Here is a 19,516-nt window from a genome sequence, read left to right as displayed (position 1 = left end):
ACGCAAAACTCCGTGGAGGAATTTAATGGCTTTCAAGATCGCCGTCAGTAATCAAAAAGGTGGGACTGGAAAGACAACCATCTCCGTCAATATCGCCGCCGCGTTCGAAGCCGGCGGCAACAAAGTCGCCCTGATCGATGCCGACCCTCAAGGCACGTCCGTCCGGTGGGTGACGAGCGGCGAGAACACGTTGCCGATGACGGTTCTTTCTCTGGCCCCTGCCGGTCGCGGCATCGGCGGCGAGATCAAGAAACAGGACGCGAACTTTGACGTCATTGTTGTCGATTGTCCTGGCAACCTCGAAGACCCGCGAATTGCCTCCGTGCTCGAGGTCGCCGACTTCTGCCTCGTGCCGCTGTCGCCGTCGCCGGCCGATCTCTACAGCACCGTCGCGATGATCCGAATGATCGAGTCGATGCGATCCGTCCGTAACCCGAATCTTTCTTCCGCATTAATGCTGAATAGTGTTAATGGAAAAACTAAAATGCGTGAAGAAATTTTAAAAATTCTAAGAGCTGAGGAAATAGGGGAGCATCTGCTCGACAGCCAGATCGCGCAACGCGAGGTCTACCGTCAGACATTTGCGCTCGGCACCACGATCCACCACCACAATCGATACCTGAAGGGCCTGAAGGAAGCCCGGGCGGAAATCGAAAAGCTGGTCACGGAAATGGCCCAATACATCGCGTCGACGCGCGCTACCGGAGCCGCCCATGGCTAAGGACACTTCGAAAGACAAGAAGCCGACCGGCAACCTGCATCTCGCAGCCGGCCTGTTGCGCGGGCTCGCGCAGGAAAACGCGGCCCTCGAAACGCGGCTGCCCGAACCGGCGATCGCACCGAACGTCGTCGGCGAGACGGCGCCCATCGGCGCCCCGGCCGCAGCGACGCCCGCCGGCACGCCGGATCTTGGCGCGCCTCAGAAGGTATGGGTCAAGGATTGCATTCCGAACCCGTTCAACCCGCGCGTGTTCTACTCCGAGTCGAGCCTGCACGAGCTCGCCCTGACGCTGAAACGGGAAGGGCAGATCGAGCCGATCAAGGTTACGCGGCTCCCGGAGTTTCCCGGCAAGCTCGTGGTGATCGACGGGCAACGTCGGCTCCGCGCGACGAGCATCAACGGCGATGAAACCATCAACGCCACGTTCCGCACGGATCACACGCCCGAGCAGCTCTACACGATCGCGTATCGCGCGAACCACGACCACGAACGCCAGACGATCTTCGACGATGCGGTCGCGTGGAAGCGTCTCCTCGACGAGAAGGTCTTTTCCGATCAGAACACGCTGGCGGAAAAGATCGGCAAGGACAAGGCTTCGATCAGCAAGACGCTGTCGCTCAACGCGCTCCCGAACACCCTCCTGGAACGGATGGCGAGTGCGAACGACGTGGTCGGCCTGCAGGCGGCGTACTTCCTGAAGCTGATCTTCGAACGCCTGGGCGAGCCGACGGCCGACCGGCTGTTGACGGCCGTGATCGACCGGAAAAAATCGGTTCGAGATCTCGAGAATTTCCTGCGTGCACAGAGCGACGGCAGCAAGAAAGCGGGGCGCACGCGCTACAGCGTTCGCCACGACTTCGCGCTCGAATCGCGAGCGATCGGCCAGTTGAAGACCTATCCGGACGGACGCCTGGATCTGCAGCTCAAGGGCGTCGACGCATCGCACCAGGAGGCGCTCGCCGACAAGCTCAAGACCGTCATCGACGCGTACGTTGCCGAGCTGGCAACGGCCACGCAGCAGTAACGCGCGAAAAGCAGAAGGCCTCGCATCCGGGTGTGCACCGCGAAGCCGGACAACGATGTCCGGCCCGCGACGCACACCGGCCGCGAGGCCTTGTTCAGTTGCCTGCGAGACTGCTTTTCAGCAGGAATTCCAGCAAGTCGTCCGAGGTCGGTTCGCCCCACGTATCCAGCGCGAGCCATCGGAAGAAGCTGGTCTGCGCGAGCTTGCTCGCCTTCTTCTTCGGCGACAGCGTGAGGTCTTTCGAACCTGCCACCGTCTCGTTGTAACGCTCGATCAGCTTGGTCTGGTCGTCGATCTCCAGTTCACGGAAATACGCGCCGGCTTCCTCGACCTTGGCCGCCAGATATTTGTCGCGAATCTGTTCCTGCTTGCTCTGCGCGGATTCCTTCGCCGGCGCGGCCGCCTCCGTTCCCTGCCCGTCGGACAGCGTGTAGCCGTGCGTCAACGCCTTGCGGAAATACGCGGCCACGTTGTCGACCGGGGCCGCATTCTTCTTCGTAGTCCGATTGAGCGTATAGGCAATCGCCGCCTTGATGCGCTGCACACCGTATTGCGTGATCAGCCGGCGCGCTTCCGAACGCGGGATGCCGAACTTGGCGACCTCCTCGACCAGCGCTTCGTTCTTGACGTCGCCGTCCTCGACCGTATCGGTGCTCTGCTTGCGCGTCACCTTGAACTGGACAGCCTCCACGCTCCGGCCGGACTTGTGTTCGATCAACTCGAGCGTGTGATCCGAAACTTCGTTCACCTCCTGAATGCACGGCACCAGGACCTTGCTCTTGAACAGCTTGTATTCCTTGTACGACTGCGACGCCTTGTCCTGGCCGAGAATGAGGTCACGAAATTTCGGTAGCGGGATTTTCGCGGTGATGCCGATCCCCTCGTAGCGCACCGTGTTTTCCCACAACGCGAGGGAGTGCGACCGCCGGAACTCGCGGGCGATCCGCATATCGATCAGTGCGTAGATCTCGGGGTTGAGCAACTCGCTGCGAATCTGGTCGGAGAAGCTGTACTTCAGCACCGATTGCTCGAGCTCCGCGCCGGCGAGCAGGCCCGATGCTTTCCAGACTGTCGACCGATCCGCGGCCAGATAGTCCCAGTTGACGACGGTACTGATCAGCGAGTTGACCGTGTCCTTCACGTACTTCGTGTTGTTGCTGTTCAACCCGCTCTCGTGCGAAAGCGACGCAATCGAGATCGAGAAGCTCGTCCGGCCTGGCTCGAACGCCTCCTGTCGAAGCGCGTTCTTGATCAGCGAGCTGAACATCTTGCGCTGCTGCAGACCGATCTTTCCGGACTTGGGCGCGATATGAATCGCCTGGACCGCCTTGCGCAGCAAGTCGGGCGGCTCGGGTGTCTGAAACAGCGAAACCTGTTTATCTGAGCCTTTGCTTGCGGGCTTGCGCGGCATCGTAATGTCCGGATAAGGTCACCTTGTTGAAAGCGGACTTTATACCTTTTCGTGTCGAGGAGCAACGCCCTTGTTCCGGCTTTACTTGCAATATCGCTGCTAACATTCTGATATGAAAAGAAAATTTACGATCAGACGATCTGTGCGGAGCCCCATATCCATCTACCTTTCGTCAAAAAAGCTTCCCACAAGCCGCTACCTTTCATGCCCGGACACGGAAACCCGGCATGAGATTTGCCCTCGGCAAGGTAACCATCCATGGGAAGCAAACGTGCGGATCCGAGATCGGTTCGCGAATTCGTGATGCTCTGCAGCACAGACCTGTTTTGCTCCCATAACTTGCTACCTTTGCCGATTCCCACAGGAGGGTACCTATCGACCCGCTTCGGTAGCGTTGACTGCGGTGATTTTGGCCTTGAAGGCAGACATCGCTCCCATAAACGGCAACCTGTTGGTTTCCCCATAAAAGGTTACCTGTTGGTGCCATCGATCCTGTCCATGGGAACCAGCCATAGGGAATCGTGGTGGCACGCAACCGAGCTGACCCAAATGCTACCCATAACCAGCTACCTTTAAGGCGCCCCATAACCGGCTACCCGAGAAAAAACACTGTGTGACCCGGCGTCCACGGATCAAAAAAAGCGCCCCATAAAAGGCTACCTACGGGCATTCCCATAGACGACTACCCAACGCGTTTCCGGGCCGATTTCCCATAACCGGGTACGCGTGCCCCATATCCACAACCCCGATTCCCCACAACGCGGTACCCCAAACCCCAAATCCACAGACCTTAACCCCCAGCGCCTTACACCTGTGCTCCCATAAATGGGTACCGAACACCCGTCAAACCCTTGTCAGATAAGGCTGTGAGCCGTCTAAAAGTAGTTAAAGAAGTAAACGTGGTTAACAAAAGATGTAAACACACGTGCGCTTCCGCAGAAAGACGAACCCCATAAACCGCTACCAATTGGTAGCCGTCTGTGGTGTCCCAGACAACTCAAACCGTCGATTCAAGCCTGAAAACAATGACTTGGCTCCTCGATCGACACTGGCTCGAGGCCCGACAAGGCTTCCAGAAGAGGTGAGCACCCACTCACATCGACTGAAACGTAGAAACCTATGGGAGAAAAACGGGAAGAAAGTGCCGTTTCCAGGCACAGGTTCCCATTTATGGGACCCAAAACCCGGCACCGTAACCTCGTCAGCACCTGTTACCAACCGGCAAAGCAGATCAGCGTTCCGAAAACACGAATCTCTGTGGTTTCGTTCACAGCAGCTTGAAATCATCCGGGACGGCAGGCGAAGGGATTTTTGCACTCACGCTTCCCTGTCCATGGACAAGTTTTTCCGATTGCCCGCCCACGCATCTCGTCAAATTTAGCCTGTGGCCTGTACACAGAGGAAATCGACGCCATTCGATTTGCTGCCTCCGTGGTCTTCCAACTTTCTACCTTTGGAGCGACCAACCCAAGTTCAATGCTGTGCGTCCGTCTCACGAGGAGAGGCCCGGGAACGGCTTCCCATAGATGGACCCGGTGGGTCACGCGTCGCCGGCTCTTGGGTCGATCTCGTGCATGCCGTGAACCAACGTGAAGATGCGGGCGACCGCGAAGCTCACCGCAATCGAATTCGAGCGATGATCCCGAACATTCTCACCTTCCGATAGTTCCAGATCCCGTAAAAGCTCACCAACCAGACGAGGCCGCAGGAATCGGCATGCTGTGCGGGCAGCGACTCCCGCCTGAATTCCCGGCGGCCAAAACCGCGGAATGAAAATCCTGTGATCCGCGCATGTTGCGCGATACGTTCCTGAGCGGAATCGGACGGGTCACAAGCATTGCCGCGACATCACGACCCAACGTGCCAAGATCGCCAGACGAGCGTGGCGACCTCGGTGCCGTATCGTCGGCGTAGCCGTGAAGTGATTCCCACCGAATTCTTCACCGCACGCAACGTGTCCACACCTTTCGTCATACGGGCCACAGGACCGCGCGGCGACGAGTGATACCGGCTCGGGTAACGCTTGGCATCACAGCGCGGCGATTGGTTGCCGGAGCGATTGCTGGGCGCTGCGGCGATTCGATCGCGCATGCCCTGATTACCGTTAAACCGAATCGTGGTCGTTTATGGGAAGAACCGTCGCTTGAACCGCGGCGACTGGCAACGCGGCAGACAGTTCGACTGCTGATGCTGTGATCGTGATTGATCTGATAACGGTCACATCAAGCGTGAGCGTGCCGGCGGCACCGTTTATGAAACAGTCACGGGTAACGCACATCACACTGCACCGCGCGGACATGGCCCATCCTCGGCACTGAAGCACGGGTGCACCGACCGTTTCCCGTCTCCGCCACCGCGCGCTCAGCAGGCGTGCCGACACGCACGACACAGTTCATCGTGCCTGTGACAGTCAAGCGGCCCCCCACGTTTTCTCCCATACGTGTATCCCAATTGCGCTTGCACGTTGACGCCACATTTTTCGCGGCACGGTTATGATGCACAGGTCCCGAACACGGCATGACAACCGATCGGGTCAGGGGCGGTATCTCGATGGTCTTTCAATCCGTGATAAACCAGAAAAGAGAGTTCAGCGATGCGAATCCAGATCAGAAAACTCACGCTGGCTGCTACTGCAGCCGCGTTCCTGTTCGGCTCGGCAGTTCCCGCGTTTGCGCAGACCGACGCCAGCGCGCCCGCGGCACAGGACGCGAAAGCAGCGAAGAGCCAGGCACGCAAGGCGGCCAGGGCCCAACGCAGGGCGGAGCACAAGGCTGCACGTGCGAAGAACACCGCCGAGCTGAAGAAACTCGAAGATGCCGGTTACAAGCCGGCGGCCAACGATCCTAACTATCCGCAGAACCTGCAGAACGCGGAGAAGAAAGCTGCCGGCGCTGGTCAGTAAGCGTCGGCCGGCGGCAAGCCACGGTTCGATCCGCGGCTTGCCGTGTGCGTCGTGATCTCACGGCGCACATCGAAAACCACATTCCCGGTATCGACGAGGGAAAACGCAATCGATACGCTTGCGTTATTTGATTCGCATTCCTGCATGTCTTGGCGCACGCCTTCCCGCACACTGCCCAGTCAGTTCCCCCCGCCAGGTGCAGCCGCATTTCCCGTCATCTTCAGCCAGTCCTTGAACGCCCGCACCGCTTCGTCGTTCGCGCGGGCCGAGGCCACGTAGGTGAAGTAGCGCCACGGCGGCAGCGCCGGTTCGCTGAACGGCTGCACGAGCCGACCTTCGGCGATGTCGTCCGCGACGAGCGCGATCGGCCCCATCGCGACGCCGAGCCCGTCGAGCGCCCCTTGCAGCGTCAGGTAGAAATGCTCGAGCGTGAGCGAGTGGCGCGGCACGAGATTCGGCTGTCCGGCTGCCGCGAGCCATTCGGGCCACATGCCGGGATAGGTGGCCGCGTGCAGCAACGTGAAGCCGGCGAGATCGGCCGGCGTATGCAATGGCCGCCCCTCCAGCAGCTTCGGCGCACACACCGGCAGCCGGACTTCGGACAGGAATTCCTCTGCAACGTACCCGTCGATGGCCTGCGGGCCGCCGCGAACGATCAGGTCGACCCTGTCGCGCAGCTTGTCGATCGGCTCGTTCGACGTCGACAGCCGCACTTCGATAGCCGGATGGGCGACCTGGAACGACGACAGCTTCGGCACCAGCCAGCGCAACGAGAACGTCGCGGGGGCGCTCACGCGCAGCACCCGTGGCTGCGCATGGCCGAAATGCTGCGCGGTGGCGAGCGCGATCCGGTCGAACGACGCCCCGACCTCGGCGAGATACGCACGGCCCGAATCGGTCAGCTCGACCCGCCGGTTGTGGCGTTCGAACAGCGGCCGCCCGAGCCATGTCTCCAGTTGCTGCACGTGACGGCTGATCGCGCCGTGCGTCACGCACAGTTCGTCGGCGGCCAGCGTGAAGCTGCCGAGGCGCGCGGCGGCTTCGAACGCACGCAGCGAATTCAGCGGAGGGAGTCGTCGGGCCATTGTATGGTTCGTGTGATATTTGCTCACACGAGGATTCAGGTTTTATCGTTTGATCGGGGGCTTAAGCTCCGCCAATATGGCACACAAACGGCCGATTCGGCCGAACGATTGTCTGAATTTCTCACATGGAGTACGAAGCATGCCGAACGTGGTGGTCGTGGGCGCTCAATGGGGCGATGAAGGCAAGGGGCGCGTCGTGGACTGGCTGGCGGCACAGGCCGATCTCGTTGCACGCTACAACGGCGGCCACAACGCGGGTCATACGCTGGTCGTCGGCGGCAAGACGTACAAGCTCGCGCTGCTGCCGAGCGGCGTCGTGCGCGGCAAGCGCGGCGTGATCGGCAACGGCGTGGCGCTCGATCCGGAAGCGCTGCTCGCGGAAATCGGGCGGGTGGCCGAGCTCGGGCTGTCGGTGACGCCGGACAACCTGTCGATCGCCGAGAACGCGACGCTGGTGCTGCCGATACACCGCGCGATCGACCAGGCTCAGGAGCGTCTGCGCCGCGAGCCGATCGGCACCACGCTGCGCGGGATCGGGCCGGCCTACGAGGACAAGGTCGGGCGTCGCGGGTTGCGCATCGGCGATCTCGCGGAACCGGGCCAACTCGCCGCCAAACTGGATGCGCTCGTCGACCATCACAACGCGTGGTTCCGCGGCCTGGGGCTCGACGAGTATTCGCGCGACACGATGCTGGCGACGCTGGTCGATCTGGCGCCGCGGATCCTGCCGTTCGTGCGCCCCGTCTGGGCCGATCTCAACGACGCGACCGACCGCGGCGAGCGCATCCTGTTCGAAGGGTCTCAAGCCGTGATGCTGGACATCGACTGGGGCACGTACCCGTTCGTGACGTCGTCCGGTACCGTTGCATCGGCGGCGGCGGCCGGTACGGGGCTCGGTGCGGCGAAGCTCGGCCACGTGCTGGGCGTCACCAAGGCGTATGCGACGCGGGTCGGCGGCGGCCCGTTCCTCACCGAGCTGTCCGACGCGACCGGCGAAACGCTGCGTGCGCGCGGGCAGGAGTTCGGCGTGAATACCGGCCGGCCGCGCCGCTGCGGATGGCTCGATGCCGCGCAGTTGCGTCAGGCGGTCAGGATCTCGGGTATCGATTCGCTGGCGCTCACCAAGCTCGACGTGCTCGACGGTTTCGCGTCGATCGCGCTGTGCGTCGGCTACGAACTCGACGGCGTGCGGGTCGATCATCTGCCTGCGAGCCTCGATGCACAGTCGCGCGCGAAGCCCGTGTACGAGCGGTTCGACGGCTGGAGCGGCACCGTGAAAGGGGTACGTGAACGGGCGGCGCTGCCGCGCGCCGCACAGGATTTCATTGCGCGCATCGAGGCGGTCGCGGGCGCACCGGTATCGATGATCACGACCGGTGCGGAGCGCGACGACACGATCGTGTTGCGTAATCCGTTCGATGCCGCAGCCACGGCCTGAGGCGTCATGCATGCGGTGAATCGCGGGGCGGCACCGTGGTCGTCGGGCAGTTTTTGCCGATCCGGTGCCGCTCGTGTGCCGGCGCGACCGGTCGCGTATCCGCTCGGGCCATCCATCGCGCACGGCGGCTCGGCGACACGATCCGGCGTCCGGATCACGCCGCGTACGGCGAACTGGACACGTCTGCACCGCTGCTGTACTGTTCCGCACAATTCGCGCCAGACCGGCCTGCGCCGGAGCCGCCGGCACCATGGCCACACGGTGGCGCGACGTGATCTCAATCCCGGGGACAGGTCGATGGACACGTTACAGATGATGCGCATTTTCGTCCGGGTTGCGGAGGAGGGCAGCTTCACGAGCGCGGCCCAGCGCCTGGACATCACGACGGCCTACGCATCGCGGTCGGTCGCGCAGCTCGAAACGCATCTGCGCACGCGCCTGCTCAACCGCAGCACGCGCCGCATCGCGCTGACCGACGCCGGGCAGCGCTATCTCGACCGCTGCCAGCGCATCCTCGGTTATATCGAAGAAGCGGAATCCGAGGCGGCCGATGCACAGGCAAAGCCGTCCGGACGGCTGCATGTCCATGCGACGACGAGCTTCGGCCAGGCCTACGTGGTGCCCGCGGTCGTGCGATACCGGCAGCGCTATCCATCGGTCGCGGTCGAGCTGACGCTGTCGCAGCACGTGCCCGACATCATCGACGAAGGCTACGACGTGTCGCTGCAGTTGAGCGCGACGGAGTTGCCCGATTCAGGGCTTGTGTCGCAGCGGCTCGGCGAGGTGCACAGCGTGCTGTGCGCGTCGCCCGCGTATCTGAAGGAGCGCGGTACGCCGCGCACGGTACGCGAGCTCGACGGCCATGCGTGCCTGCAGATCGTCACGCCGGTATTTCCGCGCGATCGCTGGCATCTCCACGGCCCTGACGGCCCCGAGACGTTCGACCTGCCGTCGCCGGATTTCCAGGTGAACATCGCCGACGCGCTCGGCGCCGCATTGCGCGCCGGCCTCGGCATCGGTTCGCTGCCGATGTCGTCGGCGCTGCCCGCGCTGGCGAGCGGTGCACTGGTACGCGTGCTGCCCGACTACCGATTGCAGAAGCTGACGGTCTACACACTGTACGCATCGCGCCAGTATCTCGATGCGAAGATCCGCACATTCGTCGATTTCCTGCGCGAATGCGTGCCCGAAATGCTGTCCACCGACGAGGCTGCGCTGCACGCTTCCTGCAAGTCCTGAGGTTGTACCGTCGTCGTGTGAGCACGAGGCGGTGCGTCAATCAAACGAGTAATACGCAGTCCTCTATTTGGCGCAGATATCGGCCATCCCCACGACCGGCCCGGGCAATGACGCCCGCGTAACCGGCGTGCCCTTATGAAAGCGCTTGCTTTCGATATCGAACATCGTTGGTTCGGTGCGTGGTGCCGACGCCCTAGAATCGGTTCGACCGGCTTCATCGCATGCGTGCGCCAAGCTGCATCCTCTTCATCGAACCCGATACGACATGGCAGACCAACACTCCACAACCCGCCGCAGGTTCCTGCATGCCGGCCTGGCGATCGCGGCGGGCGCCGCCGCGCATCCGGGCTTCGCGCTGGCGAGCACGGCCGGCGCGCGTACGTTGCGCATCGGCTATCAGAAAGGGCCGCTCAGCCTGTTGAAGGCGCGCGGTACGCTGCAAAGCAAGCTCGCGACACTCGGCGTGACCGTCACGTGGACCGAGTTTCCGTCAGGGCCGCCGCAGCTCGAGGCACTGAACGCGGGATCGATCGACTTCGGCGATGTCGGTGAGGCGCCGCCGATCTTCGCGCTCGCGGCCGGCGCGCCGCTCGTCTATTACGCGCAGACACCGGCCGGCCCTTCGGCCGAGGCGTTGGTGGTCGCGAAGGATTCGCCGGTCAGGACCTTTGCGGACCTGCGTGGCAAGCGCATCGCGCTGGTGAAGGGATCGAACACGCACTTCCTGCTGGTTCGGTTGCTGCAGGCCGCGAAGCTCAACCATGCCGACATCTCGCCGGTCTGGCTGTCGCCGTCCGATGCGCGCGCCGCGTTCGAGAATCGTTCGGTCGATGCGTGGATCATCTGGGATCCGTTTCTCGCGGTGGTACAGCAGGCGTTCGGCGCGCGGATCGTCGCGGACGGCACTGGGCTCGTCGAGAATCGCGGCTACTACTTTGCGTCGCGCACGTATGCGCAGCGCAATGCCGACGTGCTGGACGCGGCCGTGGCGGAATTGACGGCGGTCCAGCGATGGCTCGATGCGAACCGCGCGCAGGGCGCGGCCGAGTTCTCGAAGCTGTGGGGGATTCCGGAGCCGGCGGTTGCGCTCGCGTTTCGCCGCGCGCGCTTCGGTGTCGAGCCTGTTACGCGTGACACGCTCGCGTATCAGCAGCGCATCGCCGACGTGTTCTACCAGGCCGGCGTCCTGCCGAAGCGCGTCGACGTCAGCCTGGCTGCACCACCCGCGCTCGCTTGACGGTGCCGCGGGTCAACGGAGGAACGGCAGCGCGACATCGTCCGGAATCGGGCGCACATACGGCCGGCCGCCGCGCCGCTCGGGCAGTTCCGCCTTCACCTGTGCGAGTGTGTCCGGCGCGACGAGCAGGTCGATCGCGGTCGCGGTCATTGCCGTTCGAGATCTCGCCCGAAGGCTGACGGGTAAGCAAGTCCAAGGGCAGGGGCAAGCCACGACCCCTGTTCGCGGAGGCTACCGTACGCGAAAACGAAAACGCCACGGATGAAAATCCGTGGCGTTTCTTTTTACGCAACCTGCGTAGCCGTTCGCGTTGGAAGCGGCGTTACGTTACCCCTGCTTTTCCCAAAGCGTGCGGCCGAAGAACGTCAGCGTGCGATCCCACGCCATTTGCGACCACACCGGATCGAACTGCGTGCCGGCGATGCGGCCGGGGCCGACGGCTGTTTCATTCGCGAACGCGTGATGCGCGAGATAGCGATGGAATTCGATATTGACCTTCGCATCGGTCAGCTTCTTCTCGAGCGCATCGACCTGGTCGATCGCGAAGAACGCGTCCTGCGTGCTCCAGTGGCCCATCAGCGGCACCTTGAGCTTCGCCGGATCGAGGTAGTCGAGCGGCGGGAAGCCGTACCACGTGACGCCCGCGTCCGCATCGGCGAATTGCAGCGACAGCAGCGTGAGTGCGCCGCCCATGCAGTAACCCGTTACCGCGACACGCGAGGCAAGCGTCTTCAGATGCGTCACGGCGCCCGGAATGTCCTGTGAAGCCGCGTCGCCGAAATCGAGCCCGGTCATCAGATGGTGCGCTTCCTCTTCCTCGACCGTCGATTTGCCGCGATACAGGTCGGGCACGAGCGCGAAGTAGCCGCAGCGCGCGAGGCGATCCGCGACGCCGCGGATCTGGTCGTTCAGCCCCCACCATTCCTGGATGACGACGACCGCGGGCGCGCCCTCGGTCTTTGCCGGCGTGGCGAGATAGCCCTGCAGTTCCTGGCCGTCCGGGCGTCGAAACGTGATCATGGAACCGGATGTTTGAGACATGAAACCGCTCCTTTTCGAAAAATGCGATGAGTGCGGCATCGGGGCCGGCCTGCGGGCGCGGCGACGATCGGACAGGCCGGGCGTCGTGGTTCTGCTCGCGTTCGTTTCGGCCGGCGCCGACCACGCGGCCATTCTATGCGCAAACACCGGCTGCCGGCGTGAACGGAGCCGCGCCGCGCGCGATCCGCAAGATCGCATCGATCGGGGCGCGCAATCCGTTCCGGAAGCGGGCGCCCGGAACGCAAACACCCCGCCCCGATGAACGGGAGCGGGGTGTTTCGTTTGCTGCGCGCGTATCGGAATATGCGGGCGCGTGTCCGGCTTACTGGCCGAAATACACGGAGTCGCGGCCGTCCTGCTTGACCGCGATCGCGCGGCCGGCGTGTACGCCGGCGGAGGCTTGCGCGCCGTAGCCGGTTTCATCGGCGTTCGTCACACGGGCCTGTGCGGTCTGCAGCGCGCGCGGGTAATACTGATCGGAGACCTCCGGCTTGTAGCCGGCCTGTTCGAGCTGGACGAGTTCCGCACGCACCTGGCCACGCGTCAACTGGCCCGACGGGTTCGATTGCGCCAATGCGGCGTACGAGGCGGACAGGGCAGTTGCGGCGACGACAGCGTAGATGAACGACTTCATGATGACCTCCGGTTTCATTGATTTCGCGCTTCGCTTGTTGCGTTCAGCGGTTGATTGCATCGTAACGATCACGTTACCGGTCGGAAATACGCGTTCCAGCGAATCATTATTGCAACTGGGTAAACGATCCGAGGTGGCTGGCGTTTTGTCTGATGATGGCGACGCTGTCCGGCGCTTGATAGGGACTGCGGATGGCGCTGAGAATGGAGCGATGTCGTCGATCGGCCGGGGCCACACAACGATCAGTTAAATCGCATTCCGAAGTATTTGAGCGAGGCCGCTCATATCGTTCATGCCGTATCGCAGGCACACAGCCGCGTCACTTGACCGCGACCGCCTGCCGTTTCCGGTATTCGGCAGGCGTGATTCCGACGTGCCGGGTGAACGACCGCCTGAGCGTATCGACATTCGTGAAGCCGCATTTCGCGGCGACCTGTTTCGGCGTGTCGTGGCCGTTCTCGAGCAAGTGGCGGGCGGCCGAAATGCGGGTCGCCTCGACCCATGCGGCGGGCGTCATGCCAACTTCCGCGCGGAACAGCCGTGCGAAGTGGCGCGGGCTAATGCCCGCGTGCTTCGCCATTTCAGCCACCGAATCTCCGTTGCTGTTCCATCATTCCAGTCGAGTGTTCTATTTCGCCGTGCTCGCGGGCCAGAGGCGCGGGCTGGAATACGATCCCGAGTTGCTCTACTGCGGCTGCATGTTCCACGACATGGGGCTCACGCACAGACACAGCAGCGCGTGCGAGCGTTTCGAGGTGGACGGCGCCAACGCCGCCCGCGATTTCCTGAAGGGCAAGGGCATCTCGCAGCAGGAGATCGACGTCGTGTGGGCCTCGATCGCGCTGCATACCACGCCGGGCATCCCGCAGCACATGCATCCGGTGATCGCGCTCGTTACCGCCGGCGTCGAGATGGACGTGCTGGGCCTGATGTATCCGGAATACAGCGACGTCGAACGTGAGGCTGTCGTCCGTGCGCATCCGCGTACGCCGCACTTCAAGGAAGACATCATTCAGGCGTTCTACGACGGGATCAAGCACAAGCCCGACTCGACGTTCGGCAACGTGAAGGCCGACGTGCTCGCAGACAAGGATCCGCCTTTCCGCGCGGGAAATTTCTGCAGCGTGATCCGGTCGTCTGCGTGGGCCGGCTAATTGCTCGCGGGACGGTGCACGTCCGGGTGCTGAGCGGAGATCGTGCGTGTAGCGTGAATCGTGGTTCATGGCGTATTCAGGAGTGCGATCATATATTGCAAATCGCACGATCGACCGCTTACCCACGCGAATGGCGCGACTGCGGGCGACAACGCCAATATTCATACGGCCGGCCCGGGCGACCTCGCGCGGTTGTGGGATATCTGGCTGATCGCGCAGTGATCCCGGAGCAGCGCATGCATGCGAAGGGTGTTGGCGTGTACGGCACGTTTGCCGTGGCGGACGAGATCGGCCGATGCACGAGGGGCGGTAACCATCTCGGCAATCGGCAAGCAGACGCTGATGTTTGCGCGCTTTCCGACGGTCAGCGGCGAACGTGGTTCGGTCGACGTCGTTGGACAACAGCGCGCGTCGGATCGCCGGGGTGTCGAAGGGCATCCCTCACGTCAAGTTGGCAACTGTGCGAAGCCCGGGCCGACTTGTGGCGCGGGCATCGCGGCGACACGGGTGCGGCTGGCGGCGGCGTCGAGTCCAGCGGGGCGGGTTGGTGTGGTGGCATCCGCCGCGTCGCAGGCGAAAAGGTAGCCGTATATGGGGGCGCGATTCATTACGCTGCCGGATTTTCTACCGATACGAGCGTTCCAATGGCTTCCATACTTCATAACGTGCCCGATATTCCCCGTATCGGTGTGTGCTCGACCTTGTCCGGAAGGATGAAGCGGCGAAATGGGAGCAAATGAAGCCAGTTAAAAAGTTGTTACGTGACAACCGTACGATGTTTATCGGGACTTTATATACTGAATGACTGCATCCCGTCTCCCGGGCGAATCTTCGATTCGCGGTCACGGAAGCCTGTCTCCCGGCAGGTGAGTCATGTCGCTCCCACCTTCGCAGGCACCCTGGCGAGCGGCTCAGGCGCGCTCATCATCCGCCTTCCGCAAGTTTGGCAAAACGCCTATAATGGTTGGGCAAATTGCCGGGAGAGAGTCATGAGCACCATCGCTTTCCATCCTTCGGGTGTCGCGCATCCGCGCCAGGCCGAATTCACGATTCTCGAACAGCTGCTGGCGATCCGTGTCCGATCGGGGGCCGATCTTGCCGAACTGGCGAGCGCACGCGTCGACGTCTCGGTGATCGACCGTCTGTCCGAGCGCGGGCTGAAATCGGACGAACTGGCCTTCATCATTCCGCGTCGCACGCTGAGCCATCGTCGCCAGGCGCACGAACGCCTGTCGCAGGAGGAATCCGACAAGGCGATTCGTCTCGCGCGCATCGTCGCGCAGGCGACGGCCACGTTCGGCGACCAGGACAAGGCGATGGCGTGGCTGCGCAACGGGCTCCAGCGCTTCGGCGGCCGCACGTCGCTCGACATGGCGAGCACCGAGCATGGCGCGCGGCTCGTCGAGGAAGTCCTCACGCAGATCGACGAGGGGTACTTCGCTTGACGACGCTGTGGCGGATCAGCAATTTCGCCGACCTGAAAGGCATCGGCGGGTTGCGTGCCGGCGGGCGCTGGCATTTTGCCGGGCAGCCCGTCGTGTATCTCGCCGAGCATCCGGCGCTCGCGCTGCTCGAGACGCTCGTTCATTTCGAAATCGCCACGGTCGCGCAATTACCGAGCGGATACCAGTTGCTTCGCATCGAGGTGGCCGATTCGGTCGATATCGCCGAAATCGCGGAGGGCGATGCGCCGGACGACTGGCGAACCAACGTCGACTGGACCCGCAGCGCCGGCACCGAATGGCTGCACACGCAGCCGAGCGCGCTGCTGCGCGTGCCAAGCGTCATCGTGCCGCACGCGCACAACTTCCTGCTGAATCCGCTGCATCCGGCCGCTTCCGAGGCCCGTATCGCGGAAGTCATGCAATCGCCGTACGACACCCGGATTCTGCGGCTGATCCAGCCGCCGGCAGGCGAATAGGGAGCCCGACGGCACGCGCCGAGCACGAGCGCAATCAGCGCTCGTGTGCGGCGCGGTCCGCGGCGGCATCGGGCGGCAGCGTCTGCCGGATGCGTGTGACCGTTCGCGTGCTGACGAGACCGAGCATCGAACTGACGTCGGCAAGTGCGTGGCCTGCAAGCAACTGGCGGCGCGCATACGTATTGCGCAGCACGCGCGGGCTCATGTCCGCCGCGCGGAAACCGATCGCGGTCAACGCGTCGCGCACCACGAGCAGCAGGAACATGTCGTTCATCGCGCCACCGCCGCGCGGCGCGGGAAACAGTAACGCCGACGCCGGTGCGTCCGCCGAGCGCACGCGCCATGCGGCGAGCGGCGCCAGCGCAAATTCGGCGAGCGTGATTCGGCGCGCCGGCCGTGCCCGATCGCGCGGCAAGGATAGCGCGGGCGGCCGCGCGTCGAGATCGGGCGCGTCATGGGTCGTCGCGCGGATCTCGGCCGACGTGATGCCGCTCGCAAGCAGCAGCGCGACGATCGCGTGATTCCTGCAGTCGGCCGCAGTGTCGCCCGCTCGAGGCTGCACATGGCGCTGCAGCGCCGCGTCGGCATCGGGCGGCAGATAGCACGGCTCGGGCTCGCCGTCCGGCCATGCGAGATCGCGCGTCGTCCGGCCGGCCGGATGGATCGTGCGCAAGCCGGCTTCGACCAGATGCCGGCCCAGCCGGTCGATCAGCTTCGCGTAGCGCACGCGGGTCGACGTGCCGGGCGCGCAGGTGCGTTCGAGTTCCGCCAGGAAGGCTGCGACGTGGTCGGGCCCGAACGTGGCCAGCGACACGCGCCGTGCGAGCAGATAACGCAGGAACCGTTCGAACATCGCGACGTGCTGCACGACCGATCGCGGCGCGAACGGTCGGCGATCGGCGCCGGTCGCGGCGGTTTCCTGCCACGTGCGGAAGGCGCCAACGGGGTCGTGAATCCAGCGATTCGTGTCCATGCACGATTTATAGCCGGACGCGATGACGCCGGCAATCGTCCCGATGTCCTTCCGGCCGCCCGGCCCGCTGCAAGCGACGCGTCAGCGCGCGTGTCGCGCTGCCGGCCGTCGCCGTCATGCGTCGCGCGAAGGCGCAGGTACCGCTCCCGTGCTCACCGGTCCGCGTACCCGCGCAAATGCAGCGAACGCCAGTTGCGTCGCGATGGCCGCGAGCGTGCCGGCCGCCATGCCGTTGCCGAGCACGATCTGCACCGGCGCGCCGAAATGGCGATACAGGTTCGGCACCAGGATCGGTGCAAGGCCGACGACGAGCGCGGCCGCGAGCGTGTACTGGCTGGCGCGCGCGTGCAGGTCGACGCTGGCGAGCAGCCGGATGCCCATGACGCCGATCATCGCGAACACGACCAGCGCGGTGCCGCCGACCACGGCGGCCGGAATCGCATACGCGAGCCGCGCGAGCGGCGCGAACAGCGCGATGACGATCAGGATCGCGCCGGCGGCAGCTGTCACGTAGCGCGAGCGTACGCCGGTCGTTTGCACGACGCCGATATTCTCGGCACTGGTCACGATCAGCGGCGTGCCGAACAGCGCGCCGGCCAGCGACGCCAGCGCATCGCCGCGTATCGTCTTCGGCACGTCGCGCGACAGCGAGATCGTCTTGCCGCACGTTTCGCCGACGGCGACCGTCTGCGCCGTGGCCTCGGCCATCGAGATCGCGGTGAAGATCAGCAGCGGCAGCGCGGCCAGCACGTCGAAGCGCGGCATCCCGAACGGCAGCCATACCGGATGGGTGAACAGCGGGCCGCGCCATACGTCGGCGAGCGCGGGCATCGCATCGATCGCCCATCCGAGCGTCGCACCGGCCATCAGGCCGATCAGCACCGCGAGCCGCCCGATCGTGCCGCGGAACGCACCGGCCACGACGACGGTGGTGACGATCGTCGCCAGCGCGAGACCGAGCGCGCGCGGCTGAGCGAAGTCGGCCGAACCCGGCTGGCCGACGACGATCGTCGCGTAGATCCGGATCAGGTTGATCGACACGAGCAGCATCATCGCGCCGACGACGATGCGCGGAAAGAGTCGCAGGCAGCGCGTGAAGACGGGCAGCAGCACCCAGTAGAACGCGCTGGCGAGCAGCGCCGCGCCGGCCGCCGTCGGCAGGCCCGATTGCGCGGCGATGCCGGCGAACAGCATCGTCGGTGCGCCGCCGGGCACCATCACGAACGGCATGCGTGCGCCGATCGGGCCGGCGCCGAGCGATTGGAGCAGCGTGCCGATCCCGCACGCGAAGAACGTCGCGCCGATCAGCTGGACCGTCAACTCCGCCGGCAGCGCGAGCACTTTGGCGATCAGGAACACGGCCGTGATCGGGGACGCGGCCATCGACAATACGTGCTGCAGCCCGAACAGCACGAGCTGCCATGCGGGCAGCCGCGGGTCGACGGGCGTTGGGATCGGATCGTGCGACACGGCAGGCCCCTTCGAAGCGAACGGCGGCGAGCGCCGGAAACCGGCGGTGAACGGAAGGTCAGCCCCGCAGCCAGGGCAGTTGCGCGGCGCTGTAGCGGAACGTCTGGAATACGCTGTTGAGCTGCCCGGGACCGGTCTTGCGCGCGGCTTCGTCCGGGTATTCGGCGAACCACGGAATCACGTATTCCCAGACGACCTCGCCTGCGGGCGTCACTTCGAACAGCCGGCCCGTCGACGATTCGGTGACGTGCGTGTTGCCGTTCGGCAAGCGCTGCGCGTTGCCCATGAACGGCGTGTAGAACAGGTTCACGACGTCGTCCGCATACGACCACACGACGCGCTGCGTCGCGGGATCGATCTCGACGACGCGCGAGAACACGACGTGCGCGCCGTGGCGAAAATTGCCGTTGTCGAACGCGAGGATGTTGCCGTTCGCGAGTGGTACCGGCGCATGCTGATGCGACACGACGTCGGGCCCGATCTGCAGGTCGACGCGGCCGGTTTCGCGATCCACGCCGATGATGCCCGACGTCGTGCGCAGGCTCATCAGCACGCGGCCGTTCGCATCGACCGCAAGGCCGTTGACGAGCGGCCAGTGATAGCGCCCGAAGCCGGACGCGATCGGGAAATCCTCGGGCCGCAGATGTTCGCGCGCATGCCATTCCCAGACGATCTGCCCGGTCCGGTTGACCTCGCGGATCACGTCTGCATACATCACCTCGTCGTCGCCGTGCGGCGTGCCGCCCGGCACGCGCCGCGCGAACGCGGCGTCGACCGGCTCGCACGCGGCGTAGAGCAGGTTGCCGTTCGGCAGCCACTGTGCATCGTGGTGGTGCGCGGGATCCTCGTAGCGCCACACGGTTTCGCCTTGCGGCGTGACCTCGTAGAAGTCGCCGCCGTGCCACATCGACCACGGCGCATAGCGTGATTCGGATTGCGGATGGTTGCCGTTGTAGCCGAGGTTGCCGTTCGCGAGGATGACCGCATGGCGGCCGGGGCGCACGGGCATCTTCCACTGATGGGCGACTTCGCCGTCGATGCCGACGAGATAGACGTTGCCGTCGGCCGTCTGTGGCGCGATGAGCGTATAGCCGCCCGCGGACAGGGCGGGATCGTGGGCAATGAGGCCGACGCCACGGCGGCGCTGGGTAATCTGGTCGACGGTTGTCACTGCGGTCTCCATTCGAATCGGACACGGGGATGCAGCGGAATCTAGACGATCCGGACGGTCAGTAAAATCGGATTATTCTTGACGCCCTGTTCGGA

The 19,516-nt window shown here is 64.0% G+C and carries 18 protein-coding genes and 2 pseudogenes; 11 read left to right on the top strand and 9 right to left on the bottom strand.

Features of this window, described 5'->3' with window-relative positions; translation table 11 throughout:
• The first annotated feature begins 25 nt into the window (after positions 1-25).
• Positions 26-721: a ParA family protein gene (locus HWX36_RS29940; protein WP_011350423.1), complete on the top strand. Its 696-nt coding sequence runs from the start codon at positions 26-28 to the stop codon at positions 719-721.
• Complete coding sequence (locus tag HWX36_RS29935; RefSeq protein ID WP_175957349.1) at positions 714-1,745, top strand: ParB/RepB/Spo0J family partition protein; 1,032 nt, start codon at positions 714-716, stop codon at positions 1,743-1,745. Before HWX36_RS29940 ends, HWX36_RS29935 begins: the two co-directional genes overlap by 8 nt.
• 94 nt (positions 1,746-1,839) lie before the next feature.
• On the opposite strand, the gene HWX36_RS29930 is transcribed toward HWX36_RS29935, so the two are convergent.
• On the bottom strand, positions 1,840-3,156 hold the full coding sequence (locus HWX36_RS29930) for a replication initiation protein (RefSeq protein WP_175957347.1): 1,317 nt from the start codon (positions 3,154-3,156) through the stop codon (positions 1,840-1,842).
• A 2,593-nt stretch (positions 3,157-5,749) separates the two neighbouring features.
• On the opposite strand from HWX36_RS29930, the gene HWX36_RS29925 reads away from it, so the two are divergent.
• Positions 5,750-6,058, top strand: a complete 309-nt coding sequence (locus HWX36_RS29925) for a DUF4148 domain-containing protein (protein ID WP_175957345.1) — start codon at positions 5,750-5,752, stop codon at positions 6,056-6,058.
• 179 nt (positions 6,059-6,237) lie between these two features.
• Here HWX36_RS29925 and gcvA read toward each other — a convergent pair whose 3' ends face one another.
• Positions 6,238-7,143, bottom strand: coding sequence for a transcriptional regulator GcvA (gene gcvA / locus HWX36_RS29920; protein ID WP_175957343.1), 906 nt, complete (start codon positions 7,141-7,143; stop codon positions 6,238-6,240).
• A 139-nt stretch (positions 7,144-7,282) separates the two neighbouring features.
• Here gcvA and HWX36_RS29915 point away from each other — a divergent pair, with 139 nt between their 5' ends.
• The 3 genes from HWX36_RS29915 to HWX36_RS29905 all read left to right on the top strand — a co-directional run bounded on the left by HWX36_RS29915 (position 7,283) and on the right by HWX36_RS29905 (position 11,057).
• On the top strand, positions 7,283-8,581 hold the full coding sequence (locus HWX36_RS29915) for an adenylosuccinate synthase (protein ID WP_175957341.1): 1,299 nt from the start codon (positions 7,283-7,285) through the stop codon (positions 8,579-8,581).
• Between the two features lie 297 nt (positions 8,582-8,878).
• Positions 8,879-9,820: a LysR family transcriptional regulator gene (locus HWX36_RS29910; protein WP_175957339.1), complete on the top strand. Its 942-nt coding sequence runs from the start codon at positions 8,879-8,881 to the stop codon at positions 9,818-9,820.
• A gap of 265 nt (positions 9,821-10,085) precedes the next feature.
• On the top strand, positions 10,086-11,057 hold the full coding sequence (locus tag HWX36_RS29905) for an aliphatic sulfonate ABC transporter substrate-binding protein (protein ID WP_175957337.1): 972 nt from the start codon (positions 10,086-10,088) through the stop codon (positions 11,055-11,057).
• Between the two features lie 12 nt (positions 11,058-11,069).
• Here the strand turns inward: HWX36_RS29905 and HWX36_RS29900 are convergent, their stop codons facing one another.
• Both HWX36_RS29900 and HWX36_RS29895 read right to left on the bottom strand, forming a co-directional pair.
• A complete protein-coding gene (locus HWX36_RS29900) occupies positions 11,070-11,207 on the bottom strand; it encodes a hypothetical protein (RefSeq protein ID WP_175957335.1) in 138 nt (45 codons plus the stop codon).
• Between the two features lie 177 nt (positions 11,208-11,384).
• Entirely contained in the window at positions 11,385-12,098 is a 714-nt protein-coding gene (locus tag HWX36_RS29895; protein ID WP_175957333.1) for a dienelactone hydrolase family protein, read from the bottom strand.
• On the opposite strand from HWX36_RS29895, the gene HWX36_RS29890 reads away from it, so the two are divergent.
• Complete coding sequence (locus HWX36_RS29890; protein WP_175957331.1) at positions 12,097-12,360, top strand: hypothetical protein; 264 nt, start codon at positions 12,097-12,099, stop codon at positions 12,358-12,360. The two genes, HWX36_RS29895 and HWX36_RS29890, sit on opposite strands and share 2 nt — an antisense overlap.
• A 60-nt stretch (positions 12,361-12,420) precedes the next feature.
• Here the strand turns inward: HWX36_RS29890 and HWX36_RS29885 are convergent, their stop codons facing one another.
• Positions 12,421-12,732: a DUF4148 domain-containing protein gene (locus HWX36_RS29885; RefSeq protein ID WP_175957329.1), complete on the bottom strand. Its 312-nt coding sequence runs from the start codon at positions 12,730-12,732 to the stop codon at positions 12,421-12,423.
• On the opposite strand from HWX36_RS29885, the gene HWX36_RS29880 reads away from it, so the two are divergent.
• The gene (locus HWX36_RS29880) at positions 12,719-12,982 is read left to right on the top strand and encodes a hypothetical protein (RefSeq protein ID WP_175957327.1); all 264 of its coding nucleotides are present in this window, start codon (positions 12,719-12,721) and stop codon (positions 12,980-12,982) included. The two genes, HWX36_RS29885 and HWX36_RS29880, sit on opposite strands and share 14 nt — an antisense overlap.
• A 69-nt stretch (positions 12,983-13,051) precedes the next feature.
• Here HWX36_RS29880 and HWX36_RS29875 read toward each other — a convergent pair.
• A pseudogene (locus HWX36_RS29875) lies at positions 13,052-13,324 on the bottom strand (helix-turn-helix transcriptional regulator); the annotation flags it as partial.
• On the opposite strand from HWX36_RS29875, the pseudogene HWX36_RS29870 reads away from it, so the two are divergent.
• The 3 genes and pseudogenes from HWX36_RS29870 to HWX36_RS29860 all read left to right on the top strand — a co-directional run.
• Positions 13,320-13,886 (top strand): annotated as a pseudogene (locus HWX36_RS29870) (HD domain-containing protein); the annotation flags it as partial. The pseudogenes HWX36_RS29875 and HWX36_RS29870 overlap by 5 nt on opposite strands.
• 989 nt (positions 13,887-14,875) lie before the next feature.
• A complete protein-coding gene (locus tag HWX36_RS29865) occupies positions 14,876-15,331 on the top strand; it encodes an antitoxin Xre/MbcA/ParS toxin-binding domain-containing protein (protein WP_041492387.1) in 456 nt (151 codons plus the stop codon).
• Positions 15,328-15,807, top strand: coding sequence for an RES family NAD+ phosphorylase (locus tag HWX36_RS29860; protein WP_175957321.1), 480 nt, complete (start codon positions 15,328-15,330; stop codon positions 15,805-15,807). The genes HWX36_RS29865 and HWX36_RS29860 overlap by 4 nt, the downstream gene beginning before the upstream one ends.
• Positions 15,808-15,841: 34 nt before the next feature.
• Here HWX36_RS29860 and HWX36_RS29855 read toward each other — a convergent pair whose 3' ends face one another.
• The 3 genes from HWX36_RS29855 to HWX36_RS29845 all read right to left on the bottom strand — a co-directional run bounded on the left by HWX36_RS29855 (position 15,842) and on the right by HWX36_RS29845 (position 19,433).
• On the bottom strand, positions 15,842-16,780 hold the full coding sequence (locus HWX36_RS29855) for a site-specific integrase (protein WP_175957319.1): 939 nt from the start codon (positions 16,778-16,780) through the stop codon (positions 15,842-15,844).
• A 114-nt stretch (positions 16,781-16,894) separates the two neighbouring features.
• Positions 16,895-18,250, bottom strand: a complete 1,356-nt coding sequence (locus HWX36_RS29850) for a uracil-xanthine permease family protein (protein WP_175957318.1) — start codon at positions 18,248-18,250, stop codon at positions 16,895-16,897.
• 58 nt (positions 18,251-18,308) lie between these two features.
• Positions 18,309-19,433 (bottom strand): aryl-sulfate sulfotransferase, encoded by a 1,125-nt coding sequence (locus tag HWX36_RS29845; protein ID WP_175957317.1) that lies wholly within the window; start codon positions 19,431-19,433, stop codon positions 18,309-18,311.
• Between the last annotated feature and the right edge of the window lie 83 nt (positions 19,434-19,516).

Source organism: Burkholderia sp. BCC0405, from assembly GCF_902833075.1.
GTDB lineage: Bacteria > Pseudomonadota > Gammaproteobacteria > Burkholderiales > Burkholderiaceae > Burkholderia.
Note: the sequence above shows the minus strand (reverse complement) of the source record. Positions and strands in the feature narration are given on the sequence as shown.